Genomic DNA, 17,038 nt, shown 5'->3' with positions numbered 1-17,038 from the left:
GCGCCCGGCTGCGCACCGCCCGCGGCAAGGAGCCCGCTCTGTCTCAACGGTTGGACCTGCCCACTCCGGTGAAGCTCGTCGTGCTCGCGTCGGGCTCCGGCACCCTCCTGCAGGCGGTGCTGGACGCCACCGGGCGGTCCGGCTTCCCGGCCAAGGTCGTCGCCGTCGGCGCCGACCGCACCGGCATCGAAGCCCTCACCCGCGCCGAGCGGCTGAGCATCCCGGCGTTCACCGTCCGCGTCGCCGACCACCCCGACCGCGCCGCGTGGGACAAGGCGCTGACCGAGGCCGTCGCGGCGTACCGGCCCGACCTGGTCGTCTCCGCCGGGTTCATGAAGATCCTCGGCGAGCAGTTCCTCGGCCGCTTCACGGTGATCAACACGCACCCCGCGCTGCTGCCGTCGTTCCCGGGCATGCACGCGGTCCGCGACGCCCTCGAAGCCGGGGTCAAGGTGACCGGCTCGACCGTGCACTTCGCCGACGCCGGCGTCGACACCGGGCCGATCATCGCCCAGGAGGCGGTCGTCGTGGAGAGCGACGACGACGAAAACGTCCTGCACGAACGGATCAAGGCCGTCGAACGCAGGCTGCTGGTGGAAACGATCGAGCGACTCGGCCGCGGTGGCTGCACCGTGGACGGACGAAAGGTGACATTTCGTGAGCACTGACCTGGGACGGCGCCCGGTCCGCCGGGCGCTGATCGGCGTCTCGGACAAGGCGGGCCTCCTGGACCTCGCGACCGGCCTGCACGCGGCCGGCGTCGAGATCGTCTCCACCGGCGGCACGGCGAAGGCCATCGCCGACGCCGGGGTCCCGGTCACGCCGGTCGAGCAGGTCACCGGCTTCCCCGAGTCGCTCGACGGCCGCGTCAAGACGCTGCATCCGCACGTGCACGCCGGCCTGCTGGCCGACCAGGGCAACCCGGACCACGTCGAGCAGCTGCGCAAGCTGGACATCGCGGCGTTCGACCTGCTCGTGGTGAACCTGTACCCGTTCGCCCAGACCGTCGCGTCCGGCGCGAGCCCCGAGGACTGCGTCGAGAACATCGACATCGGCGGCCCGGCGATGGTCCGCGCGGCGGCGAAGAACCACGGCAGCGTCGCGGTCGTCGTCGACCCGGCCCGCTACGGCTGGGTGCTCGAGCGCGTCGCCGCGGGCGGCTTCGAGTTCGAGGACCGCAAGCGGCTCGCGGCCCAGGCGTACGCGCACACGGCGGCGTACGACACGGCCGTCGCGTCGTGGTTCGCCAGCGCGTACGCCCCCGACGAGGACGCTGCCGACGCCGGCTTCCCGGACTTCCTCGGCGCCACCTGGGAACGCGCCGACGTCCTGCGCTACGGCGAGAACCCGCACCAGAAGGCCGCGCTGTACAAGAGCGACCGGCCGGGGCTCGCGCACGCCGAGCAGCTGCACGGCAAGGCCATGTCCTACAACAACTACGTCGACACCGACGCCGCCCGCCGCGCCGCGTTCGACTTCACCGAGCCCGCCGTCGCGATCATCAAGCACGCCAACCCGTGCGGCATCGCGATCGGGACCGACATCGCCGAGGCGCACCGCAAAGCCCATGCGTGCGACCCGGTTTCGGCCTACGGCGGCGTCATCGCGACGAACCGGCCGGTCAGCCGCGAGGCCGCCGAGCAGATCGCCGAGGTCTTCACCGAGGTCGTGCTGGCCCCGGACTTCGACCCCGAAGCCCTCGAAATCCTGCAGCGCAAGAAGAACATCCGCCTGCTGAAGCTGCCCGCGGCCCCGGCGTCGCCGATCGAGTTCCGCCCGATCTCCGGCGGCGTCCTGCTGCAGACCGCCGACGCGATCGACGCCCCGGGCGACGACCCGGCCGCGTGGACGCTGGCCACCGGCAGCCCGGCCGACGAGCAGACCCTGCGCGACCTCGAGTTCGCGTGGCGCTCGCTGCGCGCGGTCAAGTCGAACGCGATCCTGCTGGCCGCCGACGGCGCGACCATCGGCGTCGGCATGGGCCAGGTCAACCGGGTCGACTCGTCGCGGCTCGCGGTGGCCAGGGCGGGCGACCGCGCCAAGGGCTCGGTCGGCGCGTCGGACGCGTTCTTCCCGTTCCCGGACGGCCTGGAGGTGCTGGTCGAGGCCGGGGTCCGGGCGATCGTGCAGCCCGGCGGCTCGGTCCGTGACGCCGAGGTCATCGCGGCCGCGGAGAAGGCGGGCGTCACGATGTACCTGACGGGGACGCGCCACTTCGCGCACTGACCCGCGCTTCGCTTCGAGAGGGAGGGCTCGATGCAGCAACCGCCGTACGGCCAAGGTCAGCAGGGGTACCCGGGCTATCCGCAGCAGCAGCCCGGGTATCCGCCGCAGCCCGGGTATCCGCCGCAGCCGGGCTACCCGCAGCAGCAGGGCTATCCGCAGCAGCCCGGATATCCGCCGCCCGGCTACCCGCCGCCGGGGTACCCGCCCGCCGGGTACGGCGCGCCGGTGCCGCCGCCGAAGAAGAAGCGGACCGGGCTGATCCTCGGCATCGTCGGTGTCGTGGTCGTGCTCCTCGGCGCGGGCATCCCGCTGGGCATCATCGCGGGGGACTACTTCGCGAGCACCGGCGCGGTGCCGTCGTCGTCGCCGGTGCCCGCCGAGTGCCAGGTGCCGGCGCCGGTGCTGGAGAAGGCGGGCTTCCCGAGCTTCGTCCTGGCCGGCCAGGGCACCCAGGACCTGCCGGGCATCAAGCAGCAGGGCTGCAGCTGGAAGCCGGGGCCGGACGAGAACGTCCGCGACGCCACCATGCACGTCCAGATCACGCGGTACTCCGGGAACAGCGCGCGCGAGCAGGCGAACGACATGTTCACGCCGAAGGCGCCGGCGCTCCCGCCGACGGCCGTGCGTGGCATCGGCGACAAGGCGGTGCTGGTCCGGCTGGCCACCGACAGCGCCTTCAGCGGATCCGAACTGCACGTCCTCAAGGGCACGACCGTCGTGATCCTCGAAGTGTCCGGCTGGGACAAGGGGTTCTTCTCGAACTCGCCGATGCCGCAGGAGGAGACCGATGCCGCCGTGCAGGCGGTCGGCGCCGAGATCGTCAAGAAGCTGGGTTAGGCGGGCGCGGGCAGCGCCTTGCAGAGCGCGGCCGGGAACTTCCGGTCGGCCGCCAGGATGTCCGCGCAGCCGGCCGAGCGGGTCTGCGCGAACGACGTCCAGCCCGTGTCGCTCCAGCGGAACGCGGTGCGCGACGGCGGTTCGGTCTGGCGCACCAGGAGGTCGACGAGCAGCCAGCCCGGGTCGCAGGCGCGGGTGGTGCCCGCGCTCTCGGCGCCCGCGGCGGACACCGCCGCGCCGATCCACGCCGGGTCACAGTGGTCGGCGGGTGCGGCGCAGGTGCCCTGGCGGTCGCAGTGGCCCCAGCCGGCGCCGAGCTTGTGCCAGGCGTTGCCGGTGTCGGAGTTGAGGATCACCGTCCGGTCCGCGACCGGGGCCGTCGTCGTCAGCCGCAGTTCCGCGGGGACCTTGTCCTGGCAGCCGCCCGCCGCGGGCCGGGTCGAGTAGACGACGTCGGCGCGGATGTCGGTCTTCGCCTCCACGAGCTGCTCGATCCGCGGCTCGCGGACGCAGCCGGGGTCCTTGCCGGGCAGCGCGACCTGCACGAACAGGCTGTGCTCGTCGGGACCGGGGCGGATTCCGGTGACGTCGGCGCGGAACGAGCGCCACTCCGCGCCGATGGTCGTCGGCCCCGGGGCCGCGGCCGTGGCGCCGGGCACCCCGCCGCCGGCGGTCAGCACGACGGCGAGCACCGCACCGGCCGCGACCAGCGCGCCGGCGACCCACAGGATCGGCCGTCTCCGCGGTTCGGTCATCGTCACCCCCAAGTCCACGGGGCAATCTAGCCGACGCCGCAGCGTCAGGCGGCCGGACCGGATGTTTCGCGCAGCGTGACGTCCTTTTCCAGGTACACCGCGCCCCGGATGTGGCCGCCGGCCGCGGGCGGCTCGGTGAGCCGGTAGCCGGCCCGCTGGTACAGCGCGATGTTGCGCGCGCTGCGCGCCCCGGTGAACAGCGCGAACCGGCGGGCTTCGGCGGGCGCCTGCGCTTCGGCGTGGGCGAGCAGCCGCCGCCCGAGCCCGCGCCCGGCGAGGTCCGGCGCGACCATCAGCCTGCCGACCTCCCAGCAGTCCCCGTCCAGCCGGGCGCGCACGGCCCCGATCAGCCGGTGGTCCTGCCGCAGCACCCAAGCCGACCACGTCTTCGTCCAGTCGCGCACGTCTTCGAGGGTTTCGTGCAGCGCGGGGATGTCGAGGGTGTCGTTGAGGAGAGCTTCCTGGACCCAGCAGCAGCGTTGCAGGACCAGCAGTTCCGGGGCGTCTTCGGGGCGGGCGTCGGTGAGCTGCACGCCGTCTGTCTAGTGACCGGCCCGGGCCGGGGCAACTTCATTACGGTGGCGGGGTGACCCCGCTCCGCCGTGCGCTCGGGCGTTGCTGGATTCGCTCGATGCACCGCCGCGCCCCGCTATCGGGTGACTTGACACCTCCTGCGGTTCGCGGTTGACTTGTTCATGTCGAACACGTGTTCGACATGAACGCCGCCGCCTTCCCCGCGGCGAACCAGAGTCGTCGGTCGTGTTTTGGGAGAGGCCCGGCCGCCGGCCCAGTCCGTGGTGGGGAGGTGCGTGCGGTGACTGCTGTGGTGGAGCCGCCGGTGGCCCGGCTGGCGGCCCTGCCCGGGGTCAGCACGGCGAGCCGGGTGGCGGCCCAGGCTGAGCGGGCCAGGGCGACGGGAAGGGTGCTCCCGGTCGTCCCGGCGCTGGCCGGGCTGCTGCCGGGTGCCGGGCTCCGGCGCGGGAGCACGGTGGCGGTCCACGGGGGCACGTCGTTGCTGCTCGCGCTGCTCGCCTCGCCCACGAGCGCTGGTTCGTGGGCGGCCGTGGTCGGTCTGCCGTCGCTGGGGCTGGCGGCGGCGGCCGAGTACGGCGTGGACCTCGCCCGGGTGGCGCTGGTCCCCCGGCCGGGCACGGAGCTCCCGGCGGTGGTCGCGGCGCTCCTGGACGGCGTCGACCTGGTGGCGGTCCATTCGGAGACGATCCAGCCGGCGGTGGCGCGGCGGCTGTCGGCCCGGGCCCGGCATCGAGGCGCGGTCCTGCTGTCGGCCGGCCCATGGCCGGGCGCGGACGTGGAGCTGTCGTGCCGCCGCGAGCCGTGGTCGGGAGCGTCGGACGGCTACGGCCACCTGCGCTCGCGCCGGGTCTCGGTGCGGGTCCACGGCCGTGGCGCGGCGGCCCGCCCGGTCTCGGCTTCGCTAGCCCTGCCGGACTCGGACGGCCACATCACCCAGGCCCGCCCAGCCCCGTCGCTCCGCGAGGCGACCGCATGACCGAAGTAAGTCCACAAGGGACAGTCCGACCCAACACCCACCCCAGCCGACGGTCCAGGTACGCAAGCCGACTCTCCAGGTGCGCGAGCCGACGGTCTGGGTGCGCGGGCCGACGGCCTGGGTGCGCAAGCCGACCGTCCGGGTGCGCGAACGGCCCCTTCGGGTGCGCGAACCGATCGGTCGCGTGCGTGTGTTGCCCCTCCAATCAGGCGTGTGACCCCTCCAGTCACGTGTGTTGGCCCTCTGGTCACGCGTGTGGCCTCTCCAGTCACGTGAGCCGACCGCCAGGGTGCGAGAACCGACCGTCCAGGTACGCGAGCCGACCGTCCCGGTACGCGTGGCGGCCTCTGCCGCGGGAGGTCGCGTGACCGTCCCGACCCAGCGCCACACCCCCGACACCCCGGCCCGGATGCTCGTCCTGTGGTGCCCGGACTGGCCTGCCGTCTCCGCCGCGGCCGCTGGCGGCGTCGCCGTCACCCAACCTCTGGCCGTCTTCAGTGCCAACCGGGTTGTTGCCTGCAACGCTGCCGCGCGGCGGGGTGGCGTCCGGCGGGGGTTGCGGCGGCGGGAGGCGCAGTCGAACTGTCCGGAGCTGGCCGTTTTCGCCGCTGATGACGGCCGGGATGCGAGGCTCTTCGAGAGCGTCGCCCGTGCCGTCGAAGGGCTCGTTGTCGGTGTCGAGGTTGTGCGGCCCGGCCTCGTTGCCGTGCCCGTTGCCGGTGCCTCCGGCTACTTCGGCGGGGAACACGCGCTCGTCGAGCGGCTTCTCGACGAGGTCGCTGCCGCTGCCGGCGTCGAGTGTCAGGTCGGCATTGCCGAGGGGCTCTTCGCCGCGACGCTCGCCGCGCGGCTTGGGACTTTCGTCGAACCCGGGCGGGTTGCCGAGTTTCTCGCGCCGCTGCCCGTCACCGAGCTCGACCAGGCCGGGGCCGATCGCGCCGAACTCGTCGACCTGCTGCGCCGGCTCGGGCTCAAGACGCTCGGTGCCTTCGCCGACCTGCCCGAACGCGATGTCGCCAACCGGTTCGGGACCGCCGGTCTGCTCGCCCACCGGCTGGCTCGCGGCCGCTCCGAACGGCCGCCGCTGCGTCGCCGCCCGCCGTCGGAACTGAGGCTCAGTGAGGAGTTCGACCCCGTTGTCGAACGGGTCGACGTCGCGGCGTTCCTCGCCAAGGGCCTGGCGACGCGGTTCTGCGCGGCCCTCGCCGGGCACGGGCTCGCCTGCACCCGGCTCGGCATCTACGCCGTCACCGAGGACGGTGAACACCTCGGCCGGGCGTGGCGGTGCGCTGAACCGTTGACGCCGGCCGGCGTCGCCGATCGCGTGCGCTGGCAGTTCGAAGGCTGGCTGCGCGCCGCGCCGGGGCAGCGCCCGACGTCGGGTGTGGTGCGGCTGCGGCTGGAGCCGGAGGAGATCGTCGAAGGCCGCTCGCTGCAGCTCGACCTGTGGCGCGACGGCCGTTCCGGCGAGGACGACGAGCGTGCCGCCCGCGCGTTCGTGCGGGTCCAGGGCCTGCTCGGACCCGAAGGCGTGGTGACGCCGGTGCTCGACGGCGGCCGCGATCCCGCCGGCCGGGTCCGGCTGGTGCCGTGGGGCGACCCGCGCGAGCGGACGACCCCGCCGGACGCGACCTGGCCGGGACGGCTGCCGTCCCCGTCCCCCGCGACGGTCCTCGACCGCCCGGTGCCGGCGCAGGTCTTCGACGACGGCGGCCGGGCCGTCGGGATCACGGCCCGCGACCAGGTGACGTCGCCCCCGCGGCGGCTCAGCATCGCGGGCGCCGCGGGCCGGGAGGTCGTGGCCTGGGCGGGCCCGTGGCCGCTGGCGGCCGACCGGCGGCGGCCGGGCCCTCCGCGGGCGCGGCTGCAGCTGGTCCTGGCCGGCGAGGGAGACGAGCCACCCGAGGCGGTGCTGGTGCACTGCGCGGGCACGGAAAATCCACTGTGGACGGTCGAGGGAGTGTACGACTGAGCATGGACGAGGACTACGCACAACGGCTGCGAAACTGGCTGCGCGCCGAGCCGGGGGCCACCCCGCGCCGGGCCGCGGAGGAACGCGAGTGGCTGCGGGAGGTTCCGGAGCCCGGCGCGCGGGCGGCGCACGACCGGCTTCCAGCGGCCGGAGCGCCGGCGCCGGTTACCGAAGCGCACAACCGGCTCCCGGCGACCGAAGCGCCGGCGCCGGCTACTGAAGCGCGCGATCGGCTCCCGGCGTCCGGAGCGCCGGAGCCCGCGGCTGGGGCGCCGGAGCTGGCGGCTGGAGCACCGGACCCAGGCGAACGATGGACGGTCCGTGGCTATCTGCCTGAGGTGCCCGCCGAGGACGACGACTGGGTCTGCCCGGTGATCGTGCTGCCGGTTCCGCGCCCGTCACGCGAGAACGGGTGCCGGATGAGCGAGGCCGAGGCACGCTCTCGCCGGAACCACCCGTCGAACGTGGATCGCCGCGCTCAGGCGCCGGACGCCACCTCCATGACCGAAGCCGAAGCGAGGTCCCGCTGGAACCACCCGACCAACTGGCACCGCCGCCGCCGCGAAGCCGAACAGCAGCAGCAGCAACAACAACAACAGCAACAGCAACAGCAAGACGAGCCCAGGAGCCACTGAATGGGCTGGAACAACCCACCCGTCCGCTGGAAGGACCTCGCCCGCACCCTCGCCGGCGGCCTCCCGCCCGGCGACCACGGCGACAGTCCCGCCTGGGGACGGCGCCGCGAGGGCTACCAAAGACCCGGTGACCTTCCCGCGCGCGGCAACGACGACGGGGGCGAGGCCGTCCGCGTCCCCTACGCCGAACTCCACTGCCACTCCAACTTCAGCTTCCTCGACGGCGCCAGCCACCCCGAAGAGCTCGTCGAAGAGGCCGCGCGTCTCCAGCTCGACGCCATCGCCCTCACCGATCACGACGGCATGTACGGCGTCGTGCGGTTCGCCGAGGCCGCGCGGGAACTCGGGGTCAACACCGTCTTCGGCACCGAACTCAGCTTCGGGCTGCAGAGCCCGCAGAACGGCGTTCCCGACCCCGAAGGCGAGCACCTCCTGCTGCTCGCCCGCGGCGATCAGGGCTACCGGGCCCTCTGCCGCGCCATCACCGCCGGCCAGATCCACCGGGACGCCGAAAAGGGGCGGCCCAGCTACGACCTCGGTGCGGTCGCCGAGGAGGTCGCCGGGCAGTGCGTGGTGCTGACGGGCTGCCGCAAGGGCGCGGTGCGCTCGGCCCTCGTCGCGCACGGCCCGGCGGCCGCCGCCGAGAAGCTCGGCGAACTGGTCGACCGCTTCGGGCGCGACAACGTCTACGTCGAACTCACCGACCACCGCCAGCCGCTGGACAGCACCCACAACGACGTCCTGACCGAAATTGCGCGGGACCTGGGCCTGCCGACCGTCGCCACCACCGCCGCCCACTACGCCCGGCCCGAACGCGCGCCGCTGGCCGACGCGCTCGCCGCGATCCGGGCGCGGCGGGGGATCGACGAACTGGAAGGGTGGCTGCCCGCCGCCGGGACGGCGTTCCTGCGCAGCGGGGCCGAAATGGACGTCCTGTTCCGGCGGTACCCCGGCGCCGTCCGGCGCAGTGCCCTGCTCGGGATGGAATGCGCGTTCCCGCTGAAGCTGATCGCCCCCGAGCTGCCGCCGTTCGACGTCCCGGAGGGCTACACCGAGACGACGTACCTGCGCGAGCTGACGAAAATAGGCGCCGAGGAGCGCTTCAAGGGCAAGCCCCACGAAGCAAAGGCGAACGAGCAGATCGAGCACGAGCTCGCCATCATCGAGGAACTCGGGTTCCCCGGCTACTTCCTGATCGTCTGGGACATCGTGACGTTCTGCCGCCGGAACGACATCCTCTGCCAGGGCCGCGGCTCGGCCGCGAACTCCGCCGTCTGCTACGCGCTCGGCATCACGAAGGTCGACTCCGTCGCCTACGAACTGCTCTTCGAGCGCTTCCTCGCCCCGGACCGCGACGGCTACCCCGACATCGACCTCGACATCGAGTCCGACCGCCGCGAAGAGGCCATACAGTACGTCTTCCGCAAACACGGCCGGCTGAGAACCGCCCAGGTCGCGAACGTGATCACCTACCGCGCCCGCTCCGCCGTCCGCGACGCCGCGCGGGCGCTGGGCTACTCGCCCGGGCAGCAGGACGCCTGGAGCAAGCAGATCGACCGCTGGGGTTCGCTGCGCAGCACCGAAAAGGACCACGACCACGACATCCCGGACGAAGTCGTGCAGCTCGCCTTCGCGCTCGAGGACTTCCCGCGGCACCTAGGAATCCACTCCGGCGGAATGGTCATGTGCGCCGAGCCGGTCAGCCAGGTCGTGCCGGTCGAGTGGGCGCGGATGGCCGACCGCAGCGTCATCCAGTGGGAGAAGGAGGACTGCGCCGCCGCCGGGCTGGTCAAGTTCGACCTGCTCGGCCTGGGCATGCTGTCGGCGCTGCACTACATGATCGACCTGGTCGAGGAGTACAAGGGCGAAAAGGTCGACCTCGCCGAGCTCGACCTCGCCGACGAGAAGATCTACGACATGCTGTGCCGCGCCGACGCGATCGGCGTCTTCCAGGTGGAGAGCCGCGCCCAGCTGGCGACGCTGCCGCGGCTGCAGCCGCGCGAGTTCTACGACCTCGCCGTCGAGGTCGCGCTGATCCGGCCCGGCCCGATCCAGGGCGGCTCGGTGCACCCGTACATCCGCCGCAAGCAGGGCCGCGAGAAGTGGACCTACGACCACCCGCTGCTGGAGAAGGCGCTGCACAAGACCAAGGGCGTGCCGCTGTTCCAGGAGCAGATGATGCAGATCGCGCTGGACGTCGCGAACTTCACCGCGGCGGAGGCCGACCAGCTGCGGCACGCGATGGGGTCGAAGCGGTCGGACCGGAAGATGGACCGGCTGCGGCAGCGGTTCCTCGAGGGCGCCGCCGCGAACGGCGTCGAAGCCGAACTCGCGCAGAAGATCTTCGGCAAGCTCAAGGCGTTCGCGAACTTCGGCTTCCCGGAGAGCCACGCGCTGAGCTTCGCGCACCTGGTCTTTTCCAGCGCCCACTTCAAGTTCTACCACCCGGACGCGTTCCTGGCGGGCCTGCTGCGCGCGCAGCCGATGGGGTTCTACTCGCCGCAGTCCCTGGTCGCCGACGCACGCCGCCACGGCGTCACCGTGCACGGCCCCGACGTCAACCGCAGCCTGCCGCACGCCACCCTGGAGGCGGGCACCGGGAAGTTCCACGACGTGCGCACCGGGCTGAGCACCGTGCGGAAGATCGGGAAAGACCTCGCGAAGCGGATCGTGGCCGAGCGGCAGGAGAACGGCGAATACTCCGACATGGCCGACGTCGCCCGCCGGGTGCGGCTGACCACGCCGCAGATCGAGGCGCTGGCCACGGCCGGCGCGTTCGCCGGCTTTGGCGGCGACCGACGTCAGGCGCTGTGGACGGCGGGGGCGGTCGCCGGGGAGCGCCCGGAGAAGCTGCCCGGCCTGGTCGGTACGCAGGCGCCGGTGCTGCCGGGGATGGACGGTCTCGACGTCGCGGCGGCGGACGTCTGGGCGACCGGCGTCTCGCCGGGCAGCTACCCGACGGAGTTCATCCGCGACCGGCTCGACGAGCTCGGCGTCGTCCCGGCGAGCGGCCTGGCCGACCTCGACGACGGCGCGCGCGTGCTGGTCGGCGGCGCGGTCACGCACCGGCAGCGGCCCGCCACCGCGGGCGGGGTCACCTTCCTCAACATCGAGGACGAAACGGGGATGGTCAACGTGATCTGCACGCTCGGCCTGTGGCAGCGCTACCACCGGGTCGCCCGCGCCAGCTCGGCGCTGCTGATCCGCGGGGTGGTGGAGAAGGCCGACGGCGTGGTCAGCGTCCTCGCCGACCGCGTCGAAGCGCTGCCGATGCGGATCAAGGCGAAGTCGCGGGACTTCAGGTGAGGGGGCGCCGCACGATCGTGACGATCTCGGGACTCGCGTCGGTCACCGGCGTGCGGTCCCAGTAGCCGTACTGCTCGTCGACGACGAGCCCGGCTTCTTCGACGAACCGGTTCAGCGAGGGGACGTCGAGGAAACGCAGGGTGCTTTCGCTGTACCGCGGCGCGTCCCAGCTCGGGCTTTCGTACGTCGTCTTGAAGCTGACGTACCCGTTCTCGAACGGCCCGGCGTCGTTCCACGAGCGGACGTCGCCGGCTTCCCAGACGTGCGAAGGGGTCCAGCGCTCCCAGCTGCGGGCGGCCGGGTTGCGCGTCTCGAAACCGAACCGGCCGCCGGGCTTCAGGGCCCGCCGGACCGCCGAGAACGCCGTGCGCAGCTCGTCGTCGGTCAGCAGCACCTGGAACGCGTGCCCGGTCATCACCGCGAACTCGAACTCGCCGTCCCAGGACGCGGTCGACAAATCGCCGTGCACCCACTCGATGTCGTCCCGGCGGCGGGCCTGGACGAGCATGCCCTCCGCGGGATCGAGCCCGACGAGCCGTCCTTCGTGGCCGGACTCGCGCGCCCAGTGCAGCAGGGAGCCGGTGCCGCACCCGACGTCCAGCACGGACTCCGCGGCCATGATCATCGGCAGGTAGAACGCGAAGTCGCCGCCGCTCTCGCGCGGGTTCATCACGTCGTACAGCGAGGCGAGGCCGGCATCGGTGTAGTGCTCGTCGGGCATCCCGCCACCGTAGAGAGCCGTACCGGGGAACTCACGCGGTTTTCGGGCCGAGGCCGAGCAGCTCGGGGCGGGCCGCCAGTTCCCGCCAGTACGCCCCGGGATCGGGCAGCAGCCGCCGCCGGTCGAGGTCGAGCAGGCCGGACACGCTGGCCACCTCGGCGACCAGCATGCCGTCCGGCGCGTGGAACTCCTGCGTCACCCGGGACGTCTTGCCGGTGCCCCAGTGGAATTCGCAGCTGACGCCGACTTCGCCGTGCGGGCGCAGTTCCCGGTGGAACCGCACGGTCGTCTCCAGGTTCACCGGGCCGATCCGGCGGGCGGCCAGCTCGGCCGGGTCGACGCCGGCGGCGTGCACGCACACCCAGCGCGCGTGGTCGGCGTAGGCGAGGTAGGCCGGGCCGCGGACGTGGCCGTTGGCGTCGATGTCGTCAGCGCGCACCGCGATCGTGACTCGGAACATGCGGCCGATCGTGGCGCGCGGGCGGGGCGGACGTCTGGAACTTTTCGGCCACCCGCACCAGCTCGGCGGGGGAGGAGCCGGACAGCCGGCGGCATTCGCGGCCGAGGTGGGACTGGTCGGCGTACCCGAGCCCGGCGGCCACGCCGGCCAGCGACGCCCGGCCGGCCGCGAGTGGCTCCAGGAGACGCAGGAACCGCTGGAACCGGCGGACGCGGTGCAGTTGCTTCGGCCCGGCGCCGACGGCGTGGCGGAAGTGCCGCCGCAGCGCGCGTTCGCTGATCCCGGCGGCCTCGGCGACGTCGGCGGTGCGGGTGGCCGCACGGAGGGCACGCACGGCGGCCAGCACCCGCTGGTCCGGTGCCGCGCGCCGCCGGGCGACGAGCATTTCGAGGATTCCGCGCTGTGCCTGGGGATCGAGGGTGGTCGCCAGGACGTCTTCGGCGCGACGGGCGTCGGCGCCCCAGAGGTCGCGGAGCCCGGTCACGGCGGGCAAGTCCGGTATGGACGTGCCGAGCACGGCGGCCGCGGCACCGCAGCGCAGCCGCACGCCGACCCGCGACGCGGACGCGGGAACCCAGAGCCGCAGGGGCGCGCCGACGGTGACGACGACCGTGAGCGCGGTGCCGTCCCAGACGAGGTCCGCGCAGCCGTCGGGGAGGACCCGCAACGGCCGCGCCCAGCCGGTGTTCCCGTGCCAGCCGCAGGCGAGGACGTCCGTGAGCGCGGGCGGCGGCGCGACTTCGCGGTACACCGACCGCGCCGCCACCGGCCGCAGCGGAACTCCCATCCGCCCAGTATGCAGCGGTCGGGACCGCTCGGCGGGCGCTCGAAGCCGGCGCCACCGAGGTCACCCGGTGGATCCAGACGCGGCTGGAGAAAGTACGTCCAGGGTGTGAAGCGCCGGCCGCGGGTGTGGCACCCTGGGGCCGTGCTGGAGACGGGGGAGGACTACCGCGAAGCGGTGTTGTCCGGGCAGTGGTGGGAAAAGCGGCGGTTCACCGGCTGCGACTTCACCGGGGCGGACCTGAGCGGGCTGCGGACCCGGGGCTGCACCTTCGACGACTGCGTGTTCAGCCGGGCCGACTTGTCGCGCTCGCGGCACGACGCCTCGGCGTTCCGCTCGTGCACCTTCGACCGGACCGTGCTCGCCGAGAGCCGCTGGACCGCGTGCTCGCTGCTGGGGACGTCGTTCACCGACAGCGGCTTCGGCGGGATCGCGCTCACCGAGTGCGACCTGTCCCTGGCGTCGTTCGCGAAGGCGCGGCTGCGCCGGCTCGGGCTGTCCGGACTCCGGCTGCGCGAGGCCAACCTGACCGAGGCCGACCTCACCGGCGCCGACCTGCGGGGCAGCGACCTGACCGGCGCCCGCCTGCAGGGCGCGAAGCTCGAAGGCGCCGACCTGCGCGGCGCACGCCTCGACGCGAACGCCCTGGTGCAGGCCGACCTTCGGGGCGCCGAGGTCGACGTCGAGACGGCCATCGCCTTCGCCGCCGCGCACGGGCTCGTCATCCGCTGAACCGGCGAAGGCCCCGGCAGCGCGCTGCCGGGGCCTTTCGCGGAAATTTCAGTCGATCGGGGGTTCACCCGGGTCGAGTTCGATCAGGTCGCCCTCGGCCAGCAGTTCCTCGATCGACGCCGGCAGCAGGTAGGCCGACCCGCCGCCCGGCTGGTTGAACCACGGGATCGCGACGCCGGCCAGCGTCTCCAGCGGCCGCTGCACCCGGTAGACGTGGTACGGGCGGTTGACCCACTCCGGCACCAGCGACCGCTCGGCGAACGGCGTGCCCGCCGCGTACGTCAGGTTGCCGTTCGGGCCGCCGAAGCGGTCCAGCTCGCTGCCCGCGGGCAGCTCGCGCAGCTCCTTGCCGCGGAACAGCGTCAGCGGCGGCTCACCTGACATCGGCGAGATCGGCCACTGCTGCTGGCCACCGCCACCACCGCCGTTGACGGCCGGGCGGGCCGGGGCTCCCTGCGTCGGCGGCGCCGGGGCCAGGACGGTCGGCGCCTGCTGCGGCGGCTCACGCCGGAGCGGCGCCGGCGCGGCGGGCGGCGGCGGGCCGGCCTGCTGCCGGTCCACCGGCGGCGGTCCGGCCGGGACCGGGGCGGGCGGCGCGGGCGGGCGCGGGGGCGCCGGCGGCTCGTCGTCCTCGAGGTCGCCGAACAGCTCCTCGGCGCTGGTGAACGCCGTCTGTTCCTGCGGCGGCACCGGCGGCTCGGGCTTGCGGACGGGGTACGAGCCGGTCGCGACCTCGGGCGAGAGCGTGGCGACGACCCGCTGCGGCGCCGGTTCCGGCTCGGGCTCGGGCTCCGGTTCGGGCTCGGGCTGCTCCTCGGCGGGCACGTGGCCCTCCGGGTTGAGCAGCAGCTTGCCGAGCATGAACGCGGCCGCGTCCTCGGCGTCGCCGAACACCGCGGGGTTGCTGAGCTTGCCGTCGTACCAGCCGACGCGCCAGCCGTCCTCGACCTCTTCGACGCTCCACCCGTGTTCGGCGGGTTCGCCCAGCTTGTAGCCGCTTTCGGGGACGTCGAGCTCGTCCAGCTTGGCCTGCAGGCCGGCGAGCACCGGGTGGTCCGGCGTCTCGCGGCGCAGCGCCCGGCGGCCCGGACGCGGCGGTGCGGGCGGCTCGGCCTGGGCGGCGGGCTGGGGCGACGGCGGCTCCGGGACGGGCAGCACGCCGGGGACGTCGGGCTGGGTGATCATGGTCGGCGGCCCGGGGTCGAACGCGGGCTGCTCGCTCCGCCGCGGCGGCTGGAAGGCCTCGTCGTGCCGCTGCGGCTGGCCGGGCGGCTGGAAGACGAGCGACGGCTCGTCGTCGTGCCGCTGCGGCTGCCCCGGCGGCTGGAACGCCTGCGCAGGCGCGTCCTCGTGCTGCGGCGGCTGGAACGCGTGGGACGGCTCTTCGTCGTGCCGCGGCGGCTGGAAGGCCTGCGGAGCGTCGTCGAGCCCCGGCGCCTGGAACGCGTGCGCCGGGTCGTCCTCGTGCTGCGGCTCGAAGCCGTGGTCGTCCTCGTGCGCCGGACGGCCGGCCGGGAAGGCGTGGGACGGCTCGTCGTCCTGGCCGGCGTCGAACGCGGCGTGCGCCGGTTCGTCGTCGTGCTGGGCGGCCGGCTCCTCGTCGTGCCGGCCGGACTGGAACTGCTCGTCCTGCGGCGGCTGGAACGCGGCGTGCTCGTCGTCGCGGCGCGGGAAGGGCTCGCCGTCGTGCGGTGCCTCCTGCTCGTGCCCGATCGGCTGATCGGGGACGTATTCCGCGGTCTCCTCGAGGTCGGGCACCCGGCCCGGTTCGGGTGACGTGCCGTTCGACCCCGGTGCGTGCTCGGCCTGGTCGTAGCCCTCTTCGCCGTAGTGCTCGTCTTCCTCGGCGAAGCGGTCGTCGAACTCCTGGTCGTAGCCGTCTTCGGCGTACTCGTGCTCTTCGGCGGGCGCCTCCGGCTCGGCAGGCGCGTGCGCAGCGAGCGGCTGTTCGACCGGCGCGGACGGTTCCTGGTGCTGCTGCGGCGGCATCGGCGGCGCGACGGGCGCGGCGCCGGGCGGCGGCCCCACGGGCGCCTGCTGCTGCGGCGGCATCGGCGGGGGCCCCTGCGGCGGCGGTCCCTGAGGCGGCGGGCCCTGCTGGAGCGGCGGCCCCTGCGGCGGCGGTCCGGCGGGGCGCTGCTGCTGCGGCGGGGGCTGGCTGCCCCGGGTCAGGTACCCGGCGGCGGCCTGCAGCGTCGGCTCGTCGACCGGCGGCAGCTTGAAGCCGACCGCGCGGACGTGCTCGACCAGGTCGGGTTCGGGCGAAACGCCGTACTTGTGCAGGTAGAAGTTGACGGCGGCGGGCCAGATCCACTGGCCGTCGCTGTGGAAGGCGACCGGGACGGTGGCCTCCGGCGCCGCGGCCAGCCGGTCGATGTCGTAGCCGCGCTCGGGCACCACCAGCGGCGCGTGCTCCAGGTACTCCAGCAGCCTGTCCTGCTCCTCGACCTCGAGGTCGGGGCGGTTGATGACCGGCCGGCCGGCCGGGCCGACGGTGTCGAAGATCCGGGCGATCCGGAAGTGCGGCCCCGGCTGCTCCGGGCCGAGCCCGGACATCCGCCGGATCAGCCATTCGGGGACGTTCTCCTCGGTGCGCGGGAACATCCGCAGCTCGTCGGAATAGGCCTGCGGCGGCGGCGCGAGGTTCCACACCGGTTCGTCGCGGTTGTACTCGAGGTTGTAGCTGGACGGGTGGTCGAGCTGGTAGCGCGCGTTGAACCACGTTCCGCGGCCGTCGCGGTACATGCCGCCCCGGAGCCTGCCGAACAGGGTCGCGATGTCGTGCGTCGCGAGCCACTCGTGCACCGTGCCGTCCTCGGTGACGATCTCGCCGGTCAGCTCGTGGTACCTCCCGACGGCTCGGTACTCCGCGGTGACCTTGCGCCAGTCGCGCGGGGCAGCACGGAGCAGGGCAAGTCCGATCTGCTTGACCAGGGTGTCCTGCTCGGTCGCGTTCAGCTGCGTCGTCGGTTGTGCCACGGGGACATTTTGACTGCTCGCGCGCGCGAGTGCACCCCGCATGTGGGTTTTGCCGCTCGCTCACCCGGTGGCACAGGGCCTGACCTCGGGAGATGCGACGTGCGGTAGGTCACAGCTTGAT

14 protein-coding genes are annotated in these 17,038 nt (G+C 73.5%); 8 read left to right on the top strand and 6 right to left on the bottom strand.

Annotation, left to right across the window (positions count from 1 at the left end; translation table 11 throughout):
- The first annotated feature begins 50 nt into the window (after nucleotides 1-50).
- The 3 genes from purN to AB0M93_RS33400 are packed head-to-tail and all read left to right on the top strand — an operon-like array spanning nucleotide 51 to nucleotide 3,063.
- On the top strand, nucleotides 51-668 hold the full coding sequence (gene purN, locus AB0M93_RS33410) for a phosphoribosylglycinamide formyltransferase (RefSeq protein ID WP_364280967.1): 618 nt from the start codon (nucleotides 51-53) through the stop codon (nucleotides 666-668).
- Entirely contained in the window at nucleotides 658-2,226 is a 1,569-nt protein-coding gene (gene purH / locus AB0M93_RS33405; protein ID WP_364280964.1) for a bifunctional phosphoribosylaminoimidazolecarboxamide formyltransferase/IMP cyclohydrolase, read from the top strand. The genes purN and purH overlap by 11 nt, the downstream gene beginning before the upstream one ends.
- 30 nt (nucleotides 2,227-2,256) lie before the next feature.
- Nucleotides 2,257-3,063, top strand: a complete 807-nt coding sequence (locus AB0M93_RS33400) for a hypothetical protein (protein WP_364280961.1) — start codon at nucleotides 2,257-2,259, stop codon at nucleotides 3,061-3,063.
- Here the strand turns inward: AB0M93_RS33400 and AB0M93_RS33395 are convergent.
- Together AB0M93_RS33395 and AB0M93_RS33390 are read right to left on the bottom strand one after the other, a co-directional pair.
- Nucleotides 3,060-3,818, bottom strand: coding sequence for a hypothetical protein (locus tag AB0M93_RS33395; protein WP_364280959.1), 759 nt, complete (start codon nucleotides 3,816-3,818; stop codon nucleotides 3,060-3,062). The genes AB0M93_RS33400 and AB0M93_RS33395 overlap by 4 nt on opposite strands.
- Before the next feature lie 44 nt (nucleotides 3,819-3,862).
- Nucleotides 3,863-4,351, bottom strand: a complete 489-nt coding sequence (locus AB0M93_RS33390) for a GNAT family N-acetyltransferase (RefSeq protein ID WP_364280957.1) — start codon at nucleotides 4,349-4,351, stop codon at nucleotides 3,863-3,865.
- Between the two features lie 281 nt (nucleotides 4,352-4,632).
- On the opposite strand from AB0M93_RS33390, the gene AB0M93_RS33385 reads away from it, so the two are divergent.
- From AB0M93_RS33385 to AB0M93_RS33370, 4 genes are all read left to right on the top strand, one after another.
- The gene (locus tag AB0M93_RS33385) at nucleotides 4,633-5,328 is read left to right on the top strand and encodes a hypothetical protein (protein ID WP_364280955.1); all 696 of its coding nucleotides are present in this window, start codon (nucleotides 4,633-4,635) and stop codon (nucleotides 5,326-5,328) included.
- Nucleotides 5,329-5,737: 409 nt separating this feature from the next.
- On the top strand, nucleotides 5,738-7,300 hold the full coding sequence (locus AB0M93_RS33380) for a DNA polymerase Y family protein (RefSeq protein ID WP_364281062.1): 1,563 nt from the start codon (nucleotides 5,738-5,740) through the stop codon (nucleotides 7,298-7,300).
- A 2-nt stretch (nucleotides 7,301-7,302) separates the two neighbouring features.
- Complete coding sequence (locus tag AB0M93_RS33375) at nucleotides 7,303-7,935, top strand: hypothetical protein (RefSeq protein WP_364280952.1); 633 nt, start codon at nucleotides 7,303-7,305, stop codon at nucleotides 7,933-7,935.
- On the top strand, nucleotides 7,936-11,241 hold the full coding sequence (locus tag AB0M93_RS33370; protein ID WP_364280949.1) for an error-prone DNA polymerase: 3,306 nt from the start codon (nucleotides 7,936-7,938) through the stop codon (nucleotides 11,239-11,241).
- Here AB0M93_RS33370 and AB0M93_RS33365 read toward each other — a convergent pair.
- The 3 genes from AB0M93_RS33365 to AB0M93_RS33355 are packed head-to-tail and all read right to left on the bottom strand — an operon-like array spanning nucleotide 11,234 to nucleotide 13,209.
- Nucleotides 11,234-11,962: a methyltransferase domain-containing protein gene (locus tag AB0M93_RS33365; RefSeq protein ID WP_364280946.1), complete on the bottom strand. Its 729-nt coding sequence runs from the start codon at nucleotides 11,960-11,962 to the stop codon at nucleotides 11,234-11,236. The genes AB0M93_RS33370 and AB0M93_RS33365 overlap by 8 nt on opposite strands.
- 31 nt (nucleotides 11,963-11,993) lie before the next feature.
- Entirely contained in the window at nucleotides 11,994-12,422 is a 429-nt protein-coding gene (locus tag AB0M93_RS33360; protein ID WP_364280943.1) for an acyl-CoA thioesterase, read from the bottom strand.
- Complete coding sequence (locus AB0M93_RS33355) at nucleotides 12,391-13,209, bottom strand: helix-turn-helix domain-containing protein (RefSeq protein ID WP_364280940.1); 819 nt, start codon at nucleotides 13,207-13,209, stop codon at nucleotides 12,391-12,393. Before AB0M93_RS33355 ends, AB0M93_RS33360 begins: the two co-directional genes overlap by 32 nt.
- Nucleotides 13,210-13,350: 141 nt before the next feature.
- Here AB0M93_RS33355 and AB0M93_RS33350 point away from each other — a divergent pair, with 141 nt between their 5' ends.
- On the top strand, nucleotides 13,351-13,938 hold the full coding sequence (locus tag AB0M93_RS33350) for a pentapeptide repeat-containing protein (protein ID WP_364280937.1): 588 nt from the start codon (nucleotides 13,351-13,353) through the stop codon (nucleotides 13,936-13,938).
- 48 nt (nucleotides 13,939-13,986) lie between these two features.
- Here the strand turns inward: AB0M93_RS33350 and AB0M93_RS33345 are convergent, their stop codons facing one another.
- Nucleotides 13,987-16,959: a glycohydrolase toxin TNT-related protein gene (locus AB0M93_RS33345; RefSeq protein WP_364280934.1), complete on the bottom strand. Its 2,973-nt coding sequence runs from the start codon at nucleotides 16,957-16,959 to the stop codon at nucleotides 13,987-13,989.
- Between the last annotated feature and the right edge of the window lie 79 nt (nucleotides 16,960-17,038).

This window comes from Amycolatopsis sp. NPDC051102 (assembly GCF_040682815.1).
Classification (GTDB): domain Bacteria; phylum Actinomycetota; class Actinomycetes; order Mycobacteriales; family Pseudonocardiaceae; genus Amycolatopsis.
This window is presented reverse-complemented; position numbering and strand designations above follow the sequence as displayed.